Annotated in this window: 19 protein-coding genes and 1 other RNA gene; 12 read left to right on the forward strand and 8 right to left on the reverse strand. The window is 68.0% G+C overall.

Going from position 1 to position 16,149, the window contains the following annotated elements; genetic code table 11:
• The first annotated feature begins 118 nt into the window (after window positions 1-118).
• Complete coding sequence (gene ftsZ / locus KBY67_RS09330) at window positions 119-1,225, forward strand: cell division protein FtsZ (RefSeq protein ID WP_255110756.1); 1,107 nt, start codon at window positions 119-121, stop codon at window positions 1,223-1,225.
• A gap of 22 nt (window positions 1,226-1,247) precedes the next feature.
• Here the strand turns inward: ftsZ and ffs are convergent.
• Window positions 1,248-1,344, reverse strand: an RNA gene (gene ffs / locus KBY67_RS09335) — signal recognition particle sRNA small type.
• 46 nt (window positions 1,345-1,390) lie between these two features.
• On the opposite strand from ffs, the gene panB reads away from it, so the two are divergent.
• Complete coding sequence (gene panB, locus KBY67_RS09340; protein ID WP_255110791.1) at window positions 1,391-2,233, forward strand: 3-methyl-2-oxobutanoate hydroxymethyltransferase; 843 nt, start codon at window positions 1,391-1,393, stop codon at window positions 2,231-2,233.
• On the opposite strand, the gene hemW is transcribed toward panB, so the two are convergent.
• The gene (gene hemW, locus KBY67_RS09345) at window positions 2,130-3,359 is read right to left on the reverse strand and encodes a radical SAM family heme chaperone HemW (protein ID WP_255110757.1); all 1,230 of its coding nucleotides are present in this window, start codon (window positions 3,357-3,359) and stop codon (window positions 2,130-2,132) included. The two genes, panB and hemW, sit on opposite strands and share 104 nt — an antisense overlap.
• 141 nt (window positions 3,360-3,500) lie before the next feature.
• On the opposite strand from hemW, the gene KBY67_RS09350 reads away from it, so the two are divergent.
• The 6 genes from KBY67_RS09350 to KBY67_RS09375 all read left to right on the forward strand — a co-directional run bounded on the left by KBY67_RS09350 (window position 3,501) and on the right by KBY67_RS09375 (window position 9,327).
• On the forward strand, window positions 3,501-4,613 hold the full coding sequence (locus KBY67_RS09350; RefSeq protein ID WP_255110758.1) for a PIN/TRAM domain-containing protein: 1,113 nt from the start codon (window positions 3,501-3,503) through the stop codon (window positions 4,611-4,613).
• 32 nt (window positions 4,614-4,645) lie between these two features.
• The gene (locus KBY67_RS09355; RefSeq protein WP_255110759.1) at window positions 4,646-5,320 is read left to right on the forward strand and encodes an ATP-dependent Clp protease proteolytic subunit; all 675 of its coding nucleotides are present in this window, start codon (window positions 4,646-4,648) and stop codon (window positions 5,318-5,320) included.
• Between the two features lie 55 nt (window positions 5,321-5,375).
• Window positions 5,376-5,978, forward strand: coding sequence for an ATP-dependent Clp protease proteolytic subunit (locus tag KBY67_RS09360; protein ID WP_255110760.1), 603 nt, complete (start codon window positions 5,376-5,378; stop codon window positions 5,976-5,978).
• 72 nt (window positions 5,979-6,050) lie between these two features.
• Window positions 6,051-7,046 (forward strand): ketol-acid reductoisomerase, encoded by a 996-nt coding sequence (ilvC, locus tag KBY67_RS09365; RefSeq protein WP_255110761.1) that lies wholly within the window; start codon window positions 6,051-6,053, stop codon window positions 7,044-7,046.
• 26 nt (window positions 7,047-7,072) lie between these two features.
• Window positions 7,073-8,221, forward strand: coding sequence for a hypothetical protein (locus KBY67_RS09370; RefSeq protein ID WP_255110762.1), 1,149 nt, complete (start codon window positions 7,073-7,075; stop codon window positions 8,219-8,221).
• On the forward strand, window positions 8,218-9,327 hold the full coding sequence (locus KBY67_RS09375) for a CobD/CbiB family cobalamin biosynthesis protein (protein WP_255110763.1): 1,110 nt from the start codon (window positions 8,218-8,220) through the stop codon (window positions 9,325-9,327). The genes KBY67_RS09370 and KBY67_RS09375 overlap by 4 nt, the downstream gene beginning before the upstream one ends.
• Here KBY67_RS09375 and KBY67_RS09380 read toward each other — a convergent pair.
• A complete protein-coding gene (locus KBY67_RS09380; protein WP_255110792.1) occupies window positions 9,321-9,989 on the reverse strand; it encodes a sugar transferase in 669 nt (222 codons plus the stop codon). The two genes, KBY67_RS09375 and KBY67_RS09380, sit on opposite strands and share 7 nt — an antisense overlap.
• A 134-nt stretch (window positions 9,990-10,123) precedes the next feature.
• A complete protein-coding gene (locus KBY67_RS09385; protein ID WP_255110764.1) occupies window positions 10,124-11,335 on the reverse strand; it encodes a glycosyltransferase in 1,212 nt (403 codons plus the stop codon).
• 103 nt (window positions 11,336-11,438) lie between these two features.
• Between KBY67_RS09385 and KBY67_RS09390 the strand changes: the two genes are divergently transcribed.
• From KBY67_RS09390 to KBY67_RS09400, 3 genes are all read left to right on the forward strand, one after another.
• Entirely contained in the window at window positions 11,439-11,681 is a 243-nt protein-coding gene (locus KBY67_RS09390; RefSeq protein WP_255110765.1) for a hypothetical protein, read from the forward strand.
• Window positions 11,682-11,694: 13 nt separating this feature from the next.
• The gene (locus KBY67_RS09395) at window positions 11,695-11,946 is read left to right on the forward strand and encodes a DUF6737 family protein (protein ID WP_255110766.1); all 252 of its coding nucleotides are present in this window, start codon (window positions 11,695-11,697) and stop codon (window positions 11,944-11,946) included.
• A 122-nt stretch (window positions 11,947-12,068) separates the two neighbouring features.
• Window positions 12,069-12,278, forward strand: a complete 210-nt coding sequence (locus KBY67_RS09400) for a hypothetical protein (RefSeq protein WP_255110767.1) — start codon at window positions 12,069-12,071, stop codon at window positions 12,276-12,278.
• Here KBY67_RS09400 and KBY67_RS09405 read toward each other — a convergent pair.
• Complete coding sequence (locus KBY67_RS09405; protein ID WP_255110768.1) at window positions 12,226-12,630, reverse strand: hypothetical protein; 405 nt, start codon at window positions 12,628-12,630, stop codon at window positions 12,226-12,228. The genes KBY67_RS09400 and KBY67_RS09405 overlap by 53 nt on opposite strands.
• Between KBY67_RS09405 and KBY67_RS09410 the strand changes: the two genes are divergently transcribed.
• Window positions 12,629-13,138, forward strand: coding sequence for a hypothetical protein (locus KBY67_RS09410; RefSeq protein ID WP_255110769.1), 510 nt, complete (start codon window positions 12,629-12,631; stop codon window positions 13,136-13,138). The two genes, KBY67_RS09405 and KBY67_RS09410, sit on opposite strands and share 2 nt — an antisense overlap.
• A 192-nt stretch (window positions 13,139-13,330) precedes the next feature.
• On the opposite strand, the gene KBY67_RS09415 is transcribed toward KBY67_RS09410, so the two are convergent.
• From KBY67_RS09415 to KBY67_RS09425, 3 genes are all read right to left on the reverse strand, one after another.
• Window positions 13,331-13,657, reverse strand: coding sequence for a hypothetical protein (locus KBY67_RS09415; RefSeq protein ID WP_255110770.1), 327 nt, complete (start codon window positions 13,655-13,657; stop codon window positions 13,331-13,333).
• A gap of 56 nt (window positions 13,658-13,713) precedes the next feature.
• A complete protein-coding gene (gene ppk2 / locus KBY67_RS09420; protein WP_255110771.1) occupies window positions 13,714-14,718 on the reverse strand; it encodes a polyphosphate kinase 2 in 1,005 nt (334 codons plus the stop codon).
• 65 nt (window positions 14,719-14,783) lie between these two features.
• Entirely contained in the window at window positions 14,784-16,148 is a 1,365-nt protein-coding gene (locus tag KBY67_RS09425; protein WP_255110772.1) for an ATP-binding protein, read from the reverse strand.
• Between the last annotated feature and the right edge of the window lies 1 nt (window position 16,149).

Below are 16,149 nucleotides of genomic sequence, written 5' to 3' on the forward strand. Positions count from 1 at the left end.
ATTTTTCAACCCCGTCGCCGACATAATGCTGCCCGAGATGAGTGTCAACGGTTCCCCGGGCAGCCAGCCCACGGCAGCACCACGCCCCATCCCACCTGACGACTTACTCGGACCCCCATTGACCTCCTCGCCCTCCAGTAACGGCATCGTTCCCAGCCAGAGCGCCAGGATCGAGGTCATCGGTGTTGGCGGTGGAGGCAGCAACGCGGTCAACCGGATGATCGCCTCGGATCTCGAAGGGGTGGGCTACAGGGTGCTGAACACCGACGCCCAGGCCCTGCTGCAATCAGCGGCCCAGCGGCGGGTGCAGCTCGGTCAGAAGCTCACCCGGGGGCTCGGCGCCGGCGGCAATCCAATGATCGGCCAAAAGGCGGCCGAAGAATCCCGCAACGAACTTCAGGAAGCCCTCGAAGGGGCCGATCTGGTGTTCATCGCAGCCGGCATGGGGGGTGGCACCGGCACCGGTGCAGCCCCCATCCTCGCCGAGGTGGCCCGGGAATGCGGCGCCCTCACCGTGGGCATCGTCACCAAGCCCTTCGGCTTCGAGGGTCGCAAGCGCATGAAGCAGGCCGAGGAGGGCATTGCCCGGCTGGCGGAGTACGTCGACACGCTGATCGTGATCCCCAACGACCGCCTGCGTGATGCCATTGCAGGAGCACCTCTGCAGGAGGCCTTCCGCGCCGCCGACGACGTGCTGCGTCAGGGCGTCAAGGGCATCAGCGACATCATCACCAAGCCTGGCCTGGTCAATGTCGACTTCGCCGATGTGCGCTCGGTGATGACCCTGGCCGGCACGGCCCTCCTGGGCATCGGTGTGGGCTCCGGCCGCTCCAGGGCAGTGGAAGCCGCCCAGGCCGCCATCAGCAGCCCATTGCTGGAAGCCGCCCGCATTGATGGGGCCAAGGGCTGCGTCATCAACATCAGCGGAGGCAAGGACATGACCCTTGAGGACATGACCACGGCCTCGGAGGTGATCTACGACGTGGTCGATCCCGACGCCAACATCATCGTGGGAGCGGTGGTCGACGAGAAGCTTGAAGGCGAGATCCATGTGACCGTGATCGCCACCGGCTTCGAGGCGGGCAGCACATACCGCAGCGAACGCCCCCGCGCCACCTTCGCCCCCAGCCCCGAACTCACCCACACCGAGACAGAGGCTGAGCAGCGCGGCGCCAAGATCCCACCGTTCCTGCTCAACCGCCAGAGCCGGAGCAGCGACAGCTGAAGAGCGACCACTGATTCAAGGGGGTGACCCGGAGTCCACGCCTGCCTGGAGCATCCCGTGTGGCTGCTCCCTTCCGGTCCTGACCAGATTTGGGCGTCCGGGCCGCGTGGGTCCGAGTCGTGATGATGGTAGCAACGCAAGCCCGAGAGGTTCCTGCCCGTGCCCCTGAGACCCGGTGATCTGGTGGCCCGCAAGCAGGCGGGGCAGCCGATCCTGATGCTCACCGCCTGGGACGCGCTCTCGGCGTCGCTGGTGGAGGAGGCCGGTGGCGATGTGCTGCTGGTGGGCGACTCGCTGGCGATGGTGGTGCTCGGCCACGCCACCACCCTGCCGGTGACCCTGGCGGAGATGATCGGCCACACCCAGGCCGTGGCCAGGGGCCTGCGCCGGCCCCTGGCCCAGCAGCCGCTGCTGATCTGCGATCTGCCCTTCCTGAGCTATCAGTGCGGCAGTGATCAGGCGGTGGCCGCCGCCGGCCGGGTGCTCAAGGAGAGTGCGGCCGCCGCCGTGAAGCTGGAGGGGGGTGAGCCGGAAACCGTGGCCGTGGTCGACCGGCTGGTGCGCAGCGGCATCCCGGTGATGGGCCACCTGGGCCTGACCCCCCAGTCGGTGCACCGGCTGGGCTACCGGCGCCAGGCCAGGGATCCCATCAGCCAGGAACGCCTGCGTCGCCAGGCCCTGGACCTGGAGGCCGCCGGCTGCTGCGCCCTGGTGCTGGAGCACGTGCCGGCGGATCTGGCCGGCAGCCTGCGGCGGCAGCTGGCCATTCCCGTGATCGGCATCGGCGCTGGCGACGACTGCGACGGCCAGGTACGGGTCACGGCCGACCTGCTGGGCCTGACCCCCAGCCAACCGCCCTTCAGCCCACCGCTGCTGGCGGGGCGCCAGCTCTGCGTGGAGGCCCTCAGGAGCTGGCTGCACTCCGCCGCTCCGCCCCAAGAAGGGGACCCTCTGCAGGCTGATGGGTCTCCCACCAGGCCAGCAGCTCCCTCAGCACCGCATTGCTGAGGGCCAGCCCCTGCGGATCCGCCAGCCGCCAACGCCGGCCCTCCACCAGCAGCAGCCCCCGCTGACGCCAGGGGGCCATCAAGGCCTGCAGCGAGCCGCAATCAGCCGCGCTCAGGCCCGCGGCCCCGGCGAGCTGCTCCAGGTTCACCCCTTCCCGCCGGCGCAGACCCACCATCAGCCACTCATCAAAGGGTGGGCGCCCGGGCGGCGCACTGGCCGTGCCAGGGGTCTGCAGCCAGGCGGCATAGGCCTCCCGGGTGCGCGGCCTGGCCAGGCGCTGGCCATAGGGAGCCGAGGTGGCCCCGAGGCCGAACCCCCACCAGCCGGCCCCACTCCAATAGACGCGGTTGTGGCGCGAGGCGTGCCCGGGCAGGGCGTAGTTGGAGATCTCGTAGCGGCCGTAGCCGGCGCCGCGCAGCAGCTCCCCAGTGAGGTCCATCAGGTCGGCCCCCAGATCCGGATCCGGCAGGGGCAGCTGCCCGCGCTGCTGAAGCCGCTCAAAGACGGTGCCGGGCTCGACAATCAGGTCGTAGACGGAGAGGTGGGGCGGCTCCAGCTCCAGGGCCTGCTGCAGCTGCTGCCGCCAGTGGGGCAGATCCTGCTCGGGCAGCCCCTGGATCAGATCCAGGCTCCAACTGGCCAGCGCACCGGCGGCGCGGGCCTGGCGCAGCCAGCCGGCGGCCTGGAGCAGGTGCTGGCGGCGGTGGCGGCGGCCCAGGCGCTCCAGCACGGCGTCGTCGAAGCTCTGGCCGCCCAGGCTCACCCGGTTGATGCCCAGAGCCAGCATCCCCTCCAGGCGCGGGCGATCGAAGCTGGCCGGATCCATCTCCAGCGTGATCTCTGCGCCGGGGGCGAAACCGAAGTGCAGGCATAGGCCTTCCAGCAGCTGGCCCATCTGCTCAGGGGTCAGCAGCGAGGGGGTGCCGCCACCGATGTAGAGAGTGGAGAGCGGAGCCGGGTTCGGCGAGGCGGCGATCTCCGCCTGCAGCAGGGGCAGATAGGCGGCGATCGAGCCGGAATGGGCGCCATCGGCATGGTCCCCGAGCGGAACCACAGCGAAGTCGCAGTAGAAGCAACGCCGGTGGCAGAAGGGGATGTGGAGATAGGCGGCGCGGGGTGCGGTCACGGCCTGGGGAGAGGTTGGGCGTGGTCGGCTTCAGGATTAGCCACATGTCCGTAGGCAAATGTACGGATACCTTTCCCGGTCAAACGGGACTGGATCAGCCATGCTGCGGATTCCCGGCTCAGGGCAGCCCACAACCCAGCCATGGTGGACCCGCTCATCCTGCTGCTGTTCCTGATCTCCGGCGCAGCCACCGGCTGGCTCGGGGTGGATCTGCTGCCGGAGAACCTGCTGCTGCAGGTGACCAACCTCGAGGGCCTGCGCTGGGTGCTGGGCGGCTTCGGAGCCTTCTTCGGGCTGCTGGCCGGCTTCTTCTTTCAGCTGCTGCGACGCCGCCTGATGCGCCAGGTGCGCTCGATGCCCACCGACCTGCTGGTCAGCCGCGCCGTGGGGCTGATCCTGGGGCTGCTGGTGGCCAACCTGCTGCTGGCACCGATCCTGCTGCTGCCGCTGCCCTGGGAAGTGATCTTCGTCAAGCCGCTGGCAGCGGTGCTCAGCAACGTGTTCTTCGGGGTGCTGGGCTACAACCTCGCCGAGGTGCACGGGCGCACGCTGCTGCGGCTGTTCAACCCCTCCAGCACCGAGGCGCTGCTGGTGGCCGATGGGGTGCTGCAACCGGCCACCGCCAAGATCCTCGACACCAGCGTGATCATCGACGGACGCATCCGCGGGCTGTTGGAATCGGGCCTGCTGGAGGGCCAGGTGATCGTGGCCCAGGCCGTGATCGATGAGCTGCAGCAGCTGGCCGATTCGGGCAACGCCGAGAAGCGGGGCAAGGGCCGACGCGGCCTGAACCTGCTGGCTGCACTGCGCGAGACCTACGGCCGCCGCCTGGTGGTGAACAGCACGCGCTACGAGGGCAACGGCGCCGACGACAAGCTGCTCAAGCTCACCGCCGACACCGGCGGCACCCTGCTCACCGCCGATTACAACCTGGCCAAGGTGGCCGAGGTGCAGGATCTCAAGGTGATGAACCTGAGCGCCCTGGTGATCGCCCTGCGGCCCGAGGTGCAGCCCGGCGATGCCCTGCAGCTCAAGATCGTGCGCGAGGGCAAGGAGGCCAACCAGGGGGTGGGTTACCTGGAGGACGGCACCATGGTGGTGGTGGAATCCGCCAGGGCGCGCATCGGCCAGCGCCTGCCCGTGACCGTGACCGGAGCCCTGCAGACCCCTGCGGGGAGAATGGTCTTCGCCCGCTGCGATCAGGAGGGGCCGAAACAGCCCGCTGCCATCCAGCAGCCGACGGGCCCCCGCTAGGCTCCCCTTCAGGCCCTGTAGAGCGTTTTCAGATGTCGGTGTCGGCCCCTTACTACGGCGATTCCGCCGTGATGCGCACACCGCCGCCCGATCTGCCGTCGCTGATGTTGAAGGAGCGGATCGTCTACCTCGGCCTGCCCCTCTTCTCCGACGACGACGCCAAGCGTCAGATGGGGATCGATGTGACCCAGCTGATCATTGCCCAGCTTCTCTACCTCGAGTTCGACAATCCCGAAAAGCCGATCTTCTTCTACATCAATTCCACCGGCACCAGCTGGTACTCCGGCGACGCCATCGGCTTTGAAACCGAGGCCTTCGCCATCTGCGACACCATCCGCTACGTGAAGCCACCGGTGCACACCATCTGCATCGGCCAGGCCATGGGCACCGCCGCAATGATCCTCTCGGCGGGTGCCAAGGGCCACCGGGCGGCCCTGCCCCACGCTTCGATCGTGCTGCACCAGCCCCGCTCCGGCGCCCGCGGCCAGGCCAGCGACATCCAGATCCGCGCCCAGGAAGTGCTGCACAACAAGCGCGTGATGCTGCAGATGCTCTCCGACAACACCGGCCGCAGCGTGGAGCAGCTCTCGAAGGATTCCGATCGCATGACCTATCTCACCCCGGGGGAAGCCCTGCAGTACGGCCTGATCGACCGGATCCTCACCAGCCAGAAGCAGCTACCGGTGCCCCTGGTGGGCTCGGCCTGAGCCCCCCACCCGTTCGTCTTTCACTCCGTCACCACCCCGTTCCGCACCCACCGCCATGCCCATCGGCACTCCTAGCGTTCCCTATCGCCTGCCCGGCAGCCAGTACGAGCGCTGGGTCGACATCTACACCCGCCTTGGTGTGGAGCGCATCCTCTTTCTCGGCTCGGAGGTGAACGACAGCATCGCCAACAGCCTCGTCGCTCAGATGCTTTATCTCGATTCCGACGACAGCAGCAAGCCGATCTACCTCTACATCAACTCGCCTGGGGGATCGGTCACGGCCGGGCTGGCGATCTACGACACGATCCAGTACGTCAAGTCGGATGTGATCACCATCTGTGTGGGCCTGGCGGCCAGCATGGGCGCCTTTCTGTTGGCGGCGGGCACCAAGGGCAAGCGCCTGGCCCTGCCGCACGCGCGGATCATGATCCACCAGCCTCTGGGTGGCACCAGCCAGCGCCAGGCCAGCGATATCGAGATCGAGGCCCGCGAGATCCTGCGCATGAAGGACATGCTCAACCAGAGCCTGGCGGACATGTGTGGTCAGAGCCTCGAGAAGGTGACCAAGGACACCGACCGCGATTACTTCCTGAGCGCCGCTGAGGCCAAGGACTACGGCCTGATCGACCGGGTCATCTCCCACCCCGGCGAGGCCTGAGCCCGGATCGCTCAGCCCCAGCTCCGACCGGCGCTTACGTAGGCTCATTGTTTGCCCTGAGCGATTCGCCGGATGGCCCAGCTCTTCTACGACTCCGACGCCGATCTCAGCCTGCTGGACGGCAAGACGGTGGCCATCATCGGCTACGGCTCCCAGGGCCACGCCCACGCCCTCAACCTCAAAGACAGCGGCGTCAGTGTGGTGGTGGGCCTCTACGACGGCAGCCCCTCGGCGGAGAAGGCCAGGGCCGATGGCCTTGAGGTGCTTAGCGTGGCTGAGGCGGCCGAGCGCGCCGACTGGATCATGGTGCTGCTGCCCGATGAAACCCAGAAGGCCGTCTACGACGCCGAGATCGCGCCCCACCTCAAGCCCGGCAAGGTGCTGAGCTTTGCCCATGGCTTCAACATCCGCTTCGAGCTGATCAAGCCGCCCGCGGATGTGGATGTGGTGATGATCGCGCCCAAGGGCCCGGGCCACACCGTGCGCTGGGAATACCAGAACGGCCAGGGAGTGCCGGCCCTGTTCGCCATCCACCAGGACGCCAGCGGCCATGCCCGCGCCCTGGCGATGGCCTACGCCAAGGCGATCGGCGGCACCCGCGCCGGCATCCTCGAGACCAACTTCAAGGAAGAGACCGAAACCGACCTCTTCGGTGAGCAAGCCGTGCTCTGCGGTGGCCTCAGCGAACTGGTGAAGGCCGGCTTCGAAACCCTGGTGGATGCGGGCTACCAGCCCGAGCTGGCCTACTTCGAGTGCCTGCACGAAGTGAAGCTGATCGTCGATCTGATGGTGAAGGGCGGCCTCACCGCCATGCGTGATTCCATCTCCAACACCGCCGAGTACGGCGATTACGTCAGCGGGCCGCGCCTGATCACCGCCGACACCAAAGCCGAGATGAAGCGCATCCTCGGCGACATCCAGGACGGCACCTTCGCCCGCAACTTCGTGGCCGAATGCGAGGCCGGCAAGCCCGAGATGACCAAGGCCCGCCACCGCGATGCGGCCCATCCGGTGGAGCAGGTGGGCGTGGGCCTGCGCTCCATGTTCAGCTGGCTGAAGGCCTCCTGAGGCGACACCGCCCCGGAGGCTCAGCAATGGGCTCGAAGGTGGGTTCAACACTGGGCTCAAGGCTGAATCTGCCCGTGCTGGCCTGGGGCAGTGCCCAGGCCAGCACCAGCCTCACCTTGGCGGCCGCCGCCTGGATGGTGAGCGGCTTCAACCCTTCACCGCTGCTGAACAGCCTGCTGCCGGCCCTGGTCACCCTGCCGGCGCTGCTTCCCCTGATCCGTCGTCCCCTGGCCGGGGTGATGCTGCAACTGCTGGCGGTGTTGGTGTTGATGGGTCTGGGGCTGAGAACCAGCGCGGCCGTTGGCTCCCCGACGCCAGCCAGCTCGGCTGTCGTGCTGCTGGCGATGGTCTCGGTGCTGGCGGTGGCGATGGGCACCCAGATGACGGCCCTGCCCCTGCAGCGGACCCTGCTGGGGGTGCACCAACTGCCGATGGCTCAGCTGCGGCGGGCCGGAGAATTCGGTGCCCTGCTCGGCCATACCCTCACGGCGCTGCTGTTCCCGATCGGCCGCGCCCTGCTCCAGTTCAGCCAGGCCCTGGTGCTGCTCTTGCCGCTGCTGCCCCTGGCCCGTCAGGCCCGGGGTGAAAGGCGCAGCCAGACTCCAGGCCCAGAGTCCCCGCCTGCACCGGTTGCGTTCAGCTGGCGCTGTGCCCTGCAGGGGGCGCTCTTCGGCGGGCTCTTCGGATTGCTGCCCCTGTGGGTGCGTCAGGTGGAAGCCGGCACCTGCCTAGATTTCGGCCTTGTGCTGGCCGCCTACGGGCTGGGGCGCAGCCTGGGCGGAAACTGGGGCCTGGCTTGGTGGCCGGCGGCCCGGGGCCAGGGGGGAGCGCGCCGGGAGGGAGCCTTCCGCTATCTCGCCATGGCCCTGCTGCTGGGCACGACCCGCTGGCTGCCGGGCTGGTGGGTGCTGCTGCTGTTCCTGCCGATGGGTGGCCTGGCCCAGGCCAGCGACCTTGGCCAGGTGCGGGGCCTCGTTCACCTGGATGATGAGGCCCTGGGCTGGCAGACCCTGGCGCGCTCCGGGGCCATCGGCGGCCTGCTGGGCAGCCTGGCCATGGGGTTGATGGCCCAGCTGCTCGGCCTGCCCGTGGCCTTGCCCCTTCAGATCGGCCTGTTCGTTGTGGCCGCCCTGGTGCTGCCCCCGGCCCTGGCACGCGCCCCACGGCCGGAGTGATTGCGCTGGAGGAGCCGCTCCCGCTCTGGCTGCTGGTGCTGCTGGCCTGTGCCCTGGATCGCCTGGTGGGCGATCCGATCGGCTGGCCCCACCCCGTTCAGGCGATGGGCTGGCTGATCCAACAACTACGGGCTCCCGGCGAGCGTTGGGCTGGGGATCAGCCCAACCGGCTGCGCCTGGTGGGCCTGGGCCTCACCGCCCTGGTGGTGGGGGCCAGTGGCCTGACGGGATGGAGTGTGGAGCAACTGGCGCTGGCTTCGGCTTCAGCGCTGAGCCTGCCCGCCCCGCTGGGCTGGCTCGGGCTGCCGCTGCTGCTGGTGTGCCTGGCCAGTGCCCTGGCCGGCGGCAGCCTGGATAGGGCCGTGAGGGGGGTGCTGGCCCCGATCGATGGCTTGGGGAGCTCGGCCGCCGCATCCCTTCAACACCCTGACGACCCCGAACAGCTGGAGGGCCTGGAAGAGGCCCGCCGCCGGCTGGCCTGGATCGTCGGCCGGGATGTGCATGGGCTCAGCCGGGCAGAGATGCTGCGCGCCGCGGCCGAGACCGCCGCCGAGAATGCCGTGGATGGGCTCTTCGGCCCCCTGTTCTGGATCCTGGCCGGTGTCGGGATCTGGGTGATCTTTGGGGCGGCTGGCGGGGCCCCGGGCCCCCTGAGTCTGGTCTGGATGTACAAGGCCGCCAGCACCCTCGATTCGATGCTCGGCTACCGGCGCGGGCGGCTGCGCTGGCTGGGCACCGCCGGCGCCCGCCTCGATGACCTGCTGACCTGGCTGCCCGCCCGGCTGGTGGCCTTCACGTTGCCGGCCGCTGCCGGCCGGCCTGGGCAGGGCCCTGGGCTCGGGCGTGAGGCCCTGCGCCAGGGCTCTGCCGATCCCTCCCCCAACGCCGGGGTGTCGATGGCGGCCTATGCCCTGGCGGCCCTGGTTCAACTGGGGGGCGTGAACCACTACGGCGGCGTGGCTCGAGCCAAACCGATCCTGGGCAGAGGCTTCCCGGCGGCCGATCCCACCGCCGTGGGCCTGATCCTGACGCTGAGCAGCCGCCTTGAAGCCCTCTGGCTGGCCGTGAGTCTGCCGCTGCTGCTGGCCCTGGGACAGCTTCAGTAGGCGCCGCGATCCCGTGGGTAGAGGATCACCCCCACCGTGCGCAGGATGATCGCCAGATCCAGCAGCACCGTGCGGCGCCGTGCATAGCTGACATCAAGCTTGACCCGGGCGTCGTAGCTGAGGTTGTTGCGCCCCGACACCTGCCAGAGGCCCGTGAGACCCGGACGCACCGCCAGCACCTCATCCATCTGGCGGCCGTAGCGCTCCAGTTCATCCCAGACGATCGGACGCGGGCCGACCACGCTCATCTGGCCTTTGAGCACGTTGATGAACTGGGGCAGTTCATCAAGGCTGGAGCGGCGCAGGAAGCCTCCGATCGAGGTGATGCGCGGGTCGGCCTTGAGCTTGAAGTCTTTCTTGAACTCAGCCTTGAGTTCGGGCGACTGCTCCAGCAGTGTCTTGAGGACGCGGTCAGCGTCACGGCGCATGGTGCGGAACTTGATGCAACCAAAGCCCTTGTAGCCGCGGCCGATGCGGCGCTGCACATAGAACACCGGACCAGGGGAGCTCACCTTCACCAGCACCGCCAGCAGCAGCAGCAGGGGACTGCCCAGGGTCAGCACCGCCAGGGAGAAGACGATGTCGCCGCTGCGCTTGAGCACGCGCGCGCGCTTCGACTGCGCCCGGATCAGCTGCTCGGCCGTGGGCACCGCAGTGGTCATCGAATCAGCGACCACGAGCGGGCGAACCAGCTGCAGAGGCCGGACAACAGGGCCGGCGGCTTCGTAGGCGCTGAGCGAGGTGCCGGACATCAACGCCCCCGAGGTGAGGGAACTTTAAAAATCGAATCGTCAACTCACCAGCTCTCGCGGTCACTCAGCCCAGAGGCACAGCGCCGCAGGCGCCGTTGATGCTGCTGCCAGCGCTGCTCCAGAACCGCCTGCAGCCGCTGGCGGAAGCGCTCCGGCGAGAAGCGCTCGGCCCACTGGCGTTGGCGCTCCGCCGGCAGGCGGTGCCACAACTGTCCCTGCTCGAAATGCTCCAGCGCCTGAACCAGTGAGGCGGCGCTCTGCTGCTGGAAGAGCAGGCCGGTGGGATGGGGAGCCTCGGCGCTCAGGCAGCGGACCGTGTCCAGCAGCCCCCCCTGACCGAGGCCGATCACCGGGGCGCCGGCGGCCATGGCCTCCACCGGAGCGATGCCGAAATCCTCCAGGCCGGCGTAGATGTAGGCCCGGCAGCGGCCCATCAGATCGTTCACCCGCTCCGCAGAGCAGCCCCCCAGCAGGGTCACGCTCGGACCGGAGAGGGCCTGAAGGCGGGCCCTCTCCGGTCCATCGCCCACCACCAACAGGGGCAGGCCCAGGCGATTGCAGGCCTCAATGACCAGGTCCACCCGCTTGTAGGACACCAGGCGGCAGAGGCAGAGGTAAAAGTCGTCGCGGGGCAGATCCCAGCGAAAACGCTCGACCGCCACCGGCGGATGCAGCACCTGGCTGGAACGGCGCCAGCAGCGCCAGATCCGCCGCGCCGTGAAGCGCGAGTTGGCCAGCAGATGGTCGACCCGGGCGCTGCTGCTCACATCCCACTGACGCAGCTGATGCAGCTGAAAACGCACCCAAGGGCCCAGGGGTCCGCGGGCGATGGCGGAGCCGCCCAGGTAGGCGTGCATCTGATCCCAGGCATAGCGAACCGGCGTGTGCACGTAACTGATGTGGAGCTGGTCGGGGCCCGTGAGCACTCCTTTCGCCACCAGGTGGTTGCTGCTGAGCACCAGGGGAAAGCCGGTCAGATCCAGCTGCTCGATCGCCAGGGGCAGCAACGGCAGGTACTGCTGCACGTGGCTCACCCCCCAGGGAAGGCGTTGGATGAAGCTGGTCTGGATCTGCCGGCCCTGCAGCCAGCTGCCTGGCCGGCCGCTTTCGCCATCCACCAGGGCGAAAAGGCTGGCGGCGGGGCGGCCCTCGCCCAGCAGACGATCGATCTGCTGCACCACCAGTTCGGACCCTCCCACCGAGCGGGGGGTGAACCACTCATGCACGAGGGCGATCCGGCTTGGAAGTCCTGACATGGCGGCACCGTAGGGCCCGCGCCTGGCCAATCACATCACGAAAACTCTCAGCTCATTGCGTGGCCAGGCCTGGATCTGGATGCTGAACGGAGCCCAGCCAGCCATGCCAATCCGCGACCTGCTTGAAGATGCCCTCGAGGAACCCTCGATCGGGCTCACCCCCTGTTTCAGCTGGCATGCCACCCCCGTGGGAATCGCCGCCCTCTGGCGTGCTGGTGCGGCTCCTTCCACCCCCCCCTACGAAGCCGCCCTCAAGGAAGGTCTCGACGTGGGGCTGGACCTCAGCCGCGAGGAGCGGGAGTTCCACCAGTTGCGCATGGGCCTGGTGCTTCTATTCCATTCCTGATGACCCTGGACCGATGAGCGAGCCCCCCGGCGACACCTCCCCAGTGGTGGGAGCGGTGTCGGTATGGCAGCTCAAACCCTGGTGGTGCCAGCCCTGGTCGATCCTGCTCACCGGGGTGCTGCTGATCGCCGGCAGCTGGATCTGGCTAGGGATCTGGTGGCTTACGGTTCCCCTTACAGCAGGCGTGCTGCTGTGGTGGTGGCTGTTCCTGGTGCTGATGCCCCGTCAGCTGGCCGGCCTGTCAGGACCAGAGGACATCGGCTGAGGGGTGATCGGTTGAAATGCAACCGATCCAACAGCGTCAGCGCCAACCTTTCCGTTGGATGGTGACGACAGCACGATGCCGAGGGCGTAAGCCATCCCGTTCCTTTCCACCCACGAGTCGCCATGAGTTACGAACCCGGTACCAGTGAATGCCGGTTGCTTATCGACAGCAAAGACCAGATCGAAGCAGTCCTCGCCAACCTCGCCAAGCTGGAGAACACTGATCACATCCGCCAGCAGCTGCTGGCGGTCTACAACCAGCTGGAGGGCCTCCACGACCTCAGGCGGAGTAAACCAGCCGCTGTGTTCCCCAGCACGGATGGAAGCGCCTGAGGAATCCATCCAGCTCGATCGGTCCACAGCGGCGCCGCCAGCCCTGCTGAGCGATGGGGTGCCGCCAGGCGGTGATCCGCAGCGCCCAGCGCCCCTGGGGCCGATACACAATCAGATAGCGGTAGCGGCAATCCCGGCGAAACTCCGGCGACCCCAGGGGTTCAGCCTGGCGATGGCAGCGCAGGAAGCCCGCCACCAGACCACCGGGTCCCTGACCATCGGCCTGGCAGGTTTCCAGGGCGGCACCCAGCCTCAGGGCCGCCCCGGCTGGATCCCCCTGACGGGGGAGGTAGAGATGAACAGGTGCCCATCCGGGAAAACCCAGAAAGGAATACACCGCGGGGATGTCCATGGCAACGGCTCGAGAAGGTCCGCTTCCCCAATGCCCCCGCTGTCCCATCGAGCGCTGGGGCGGCCGCTCCCTCGGGGGCATGCTGCTGCTGGCCCTGCTGGGCGGTGCCGGCTTGGCCCTGGCGCAGCAGCGCAGCGGCCATGACCTCGGCCTGGCCTCGCTGCTTCGGGTCGGTGAAGCGATGCTTGCGGGCGACCAGCGCCTGCGAAAGCTGGGCTGGTCGCCCGCTGGGGTCGCCCGCGCCGATGGCCTCGACCGGGAGCGCTCCGGCAGTCGCCTTGACAGCCTCAGTGGCTGCTCCGGCACGGGGCTGGGCTACTGCCGCTTCGATTACCGCCGCGGCCAGGCCAGGCTGGCGGTGATCACGGTGCCGGCAGCGACCGGGCGTGGTGGTGGACCTCAGGTGCTGCGCTGGGTGGAGGAAGCCAGCGGCCAGCGCTGGGGACTGTGCCAGAGCGAGTCCAGCGGGGAGCTGCTCCCCTGTGCTCCCGAGAAGCCCGGAAACTAGACCACTGGCCCTGGGCATCCGGGCCGATAGGTTTGGAGAACTGGCGCCACCGCAGGCCGATGGGTTTGGAGAACAAGCAACGTCCCCCCTGGCTGAACTGGCTGTTCCTGCTGGTCTTTCTCTGGAGCAGCTGGCAGCTGGCGGGCTTCTGGTTTGATCGCCTCAACTGATCCCTGCTCTGCCGAGCCTGCCCTACTCATCGTCGAGGGCCTGGCTGAGGCGAGAGAGCAGGGTGCGACGAGCCACCTCAGGGCTCAGACCCTGATCACTGGCCTCTTCCACCCAGTCCTTGGCGGCCTGGATCAGGGCCTCCAGGCGCGGGGCTCCGGAACGCAGGGCCTGGAAGGAGGCCATCAGATCCTGATCCAGGGCCTGGGAGGGATCCCCGCAGACGATGTACTGCCGGCCGTCGCTGCCCGTGTAGAGCAGGCTGCCCTCTGGGCCCCTCAGGGGAGCCGTGGCGGGAACGGTCAAGGAGGAGTCCGGTGGCAGGGCCGGGTCATCGTCGGAGCAGGTCATGGCCGGGGACAGGCGATGGAGCAGGCGTAAGCGCTGGAGCAGCCGCGATCAGTGGATCAGGGATAGGCGTTGGGCACGAAGAACTGTTCGTTCATCGGTGGCCGCTGGTAATCCCCTCCAGTCTTGCGCGGAGGCAGTTCAATCGGTGCGGGCGTCATGTCCTCATAGGGGATCTTCGAGAGCAGATGACGGATGCAGTTGAGACGGGCCCGGCGCTTGTCGTCGGCACCAACGGTGAACCAGGGCGCCTCTGGGATGTTGGTGTGGGCGAACATCTGGTCCTTGGCCTTGGAGAATTCCACCCAGCGATCACGCGACTCCAGATCCATCGGTGACAGCTTCCAGCGGCGGGCAGGATCATCCAGCCGGGAGCGGAAACGCACTTCCTGTTCCTCGTCGCTGACCGAGAACCAGTACTTGAGCAAAACGATGCCGGAGCGCACCAGCATGCGCTCGAACTGGGGCGCCGATTGCATGAATTCATCCACCTGCCCGTCGGAGCAGAAGCCCATCACCCGCTCCACGCCGGCACGGTTGTACCAACTGCGGTCGAACATCACGATCTCACCGGCGGCTGGGAAGTGCTCCACATAGCGCTGGAAGTACCACTGGGTGCGCTGCTGATCAGAAGGCGTGCCCAGGGCCACCACATTGCAACCCCGAGGGTTGAGCGGTTCGGTGATGCGCTTGATCGCTCCACCCTTACCGGCAGCATCCCGGCCTTCGAAGAGAATAACCAGGCGGAAGCCCACATGCTTCACCCAGTACTGCATCTTCACCAGCTCGACCTGGAGTTTTTCCAGTTCTTTCTCGTAGAACTTCTTGCTGAGCTTCTGAACTTTGTCTTCGGGGGAAGCGCCCAATTCGTCTTCGTGCTCCCCCACCAGATAGGAGGGGTGATAACGATCCTGCTGACTGCTCTGGAGGAAGGCAACATCCAGGCCGGACTCAGGGTGGCTTGCGGCCTTGATCTTGGTCTTGGCTTTGGTCTTGGCTTTGGTCTTGGCGCTGCCGTGCTTGCCGGAGCTGGACTTTTTGGCCTCACCCTTGGCTTTGCCCATCCAGCTCAACCCCAAGCCTTAACAATCTCCACTGTCTAGGGGCAATCGTGTGAATCGGGAACGGGTCAAAGGCCAATTGTTGAGGCCCTGACACGGCCATCGGCCAGGGAATAGCCGCTCAGGCTCACGCAGAACCTCCCCGGAGCCTCCTGGGTCGAGGAGGCCACCAGGGGCTCAGCCCCCAGCCGCAGTTCGCCGCCATGGGTGCGGGCCACCCGCTGGGCAATGGCCAGACCCAATCCGCAATGGCCGTTGCCGCTACGGGCCTCATCCAGGCGCTGGAAGGGCATCAGTGCCTGGGAGCGCTGATCCTCGGCGATGCCCTCCCCCTGGTCCCACACCTGCAGCTCGAAGCCGTCCTGGTGCCGGGCCCGCAGCACCAGACGCACCGGCGGCTGCCCATAGCTGAGGGCATTGTCGATCAGGTTGGCCACGGCACGGCCCAGGGCAATCGGCTGAACCCTGGCGGTGACCGGAGCCAGATCCAGCTCCACCGGCTGGCCGTCGTATCGGGCCGCCAGCTCCGCCAGCAGCTCCGCCAGAGGCACACTCACGGCCTCCTCCGCTCCGCCGCCGCCGGCGAAGAGCAGGAACTGGCCGGTGATCCGCTCGAGGTCGTCGAGATCGGCTCCGGCTTTGGCGCTAGCGGAGGCATCCCCCAGCAGCGACAGGCGCAACCGCAACCGCGTCAGCGGGGTCTTGAGGTCGTGGGCGATGCCGGCCAGCATCGTTGTCCGCTCCCGCTCGCTGTCCTGCAGGCGCTGGAGCATGGCGTTGAAGCGCTGGGCCAGGCGCCGCACCTCGGGAGCACCCCGCTGGGGCATCGGCTCTGGCTGAGCTTCGAGGCCCACCCGCGCCAGGGCCCGCTCCAGCTGCTGCAGCGGTCGCTGCACCTCCAGCAGCAGAAACAGGGCCCCCGCCATCACGCTGCCGCTCGCCAGGGAGAGGGTGACCAGCAACGGGTCGGGCGGCCAGCCGAAGCGCGGCCGAATCGGGGCATAGAGCCAGACGGGCTCCAGGGGTGAGGCCAGCTCGATCCAGACGCCGCGGGCCGTGCCGTGGTTGGGCACCACCTCGGGGCAGCGGGGCAGTCGGCGGCAGAGCTCCAGCTGCAGCTGATCGGCCTGCCGCTCCAGGCGCACGTCATCCCCGTGGCCCAGCAGTCCCCAGCGGCGGGGCTGCCGCGGCGGCTGTCCCACCCCCAGCTGCAGGCCGCTGAGCTGGGAGACCGTGGCCGGCGGGAAACGCTCCAGCGCCAACTCGGAAAGCCTCAGATTCAGCGCCACCTGGGGGCCCATCTGGGCAATCTGCGCCTGGCCCATCCGGCTGCCAAGCAGCGCCTGGAGCAGCACCAGACTGAGGGCCCATCCTCCCAGGAAGAACACCCCGAGGCGCAACGACAGGGCAGCGGAGCGCAGCGAGGGGGCCATG

Source organism: Synechococcus sp. RedBA-s, assembly GCF_024345495.1.
In the GTDB taxonomy this organism is placed as follows: domain Bacteria; phylum Cyanobacteriota; class Cyanobacteriia; order PCC-6307; family Cyanobiaceae; genus Regnicoccus_A.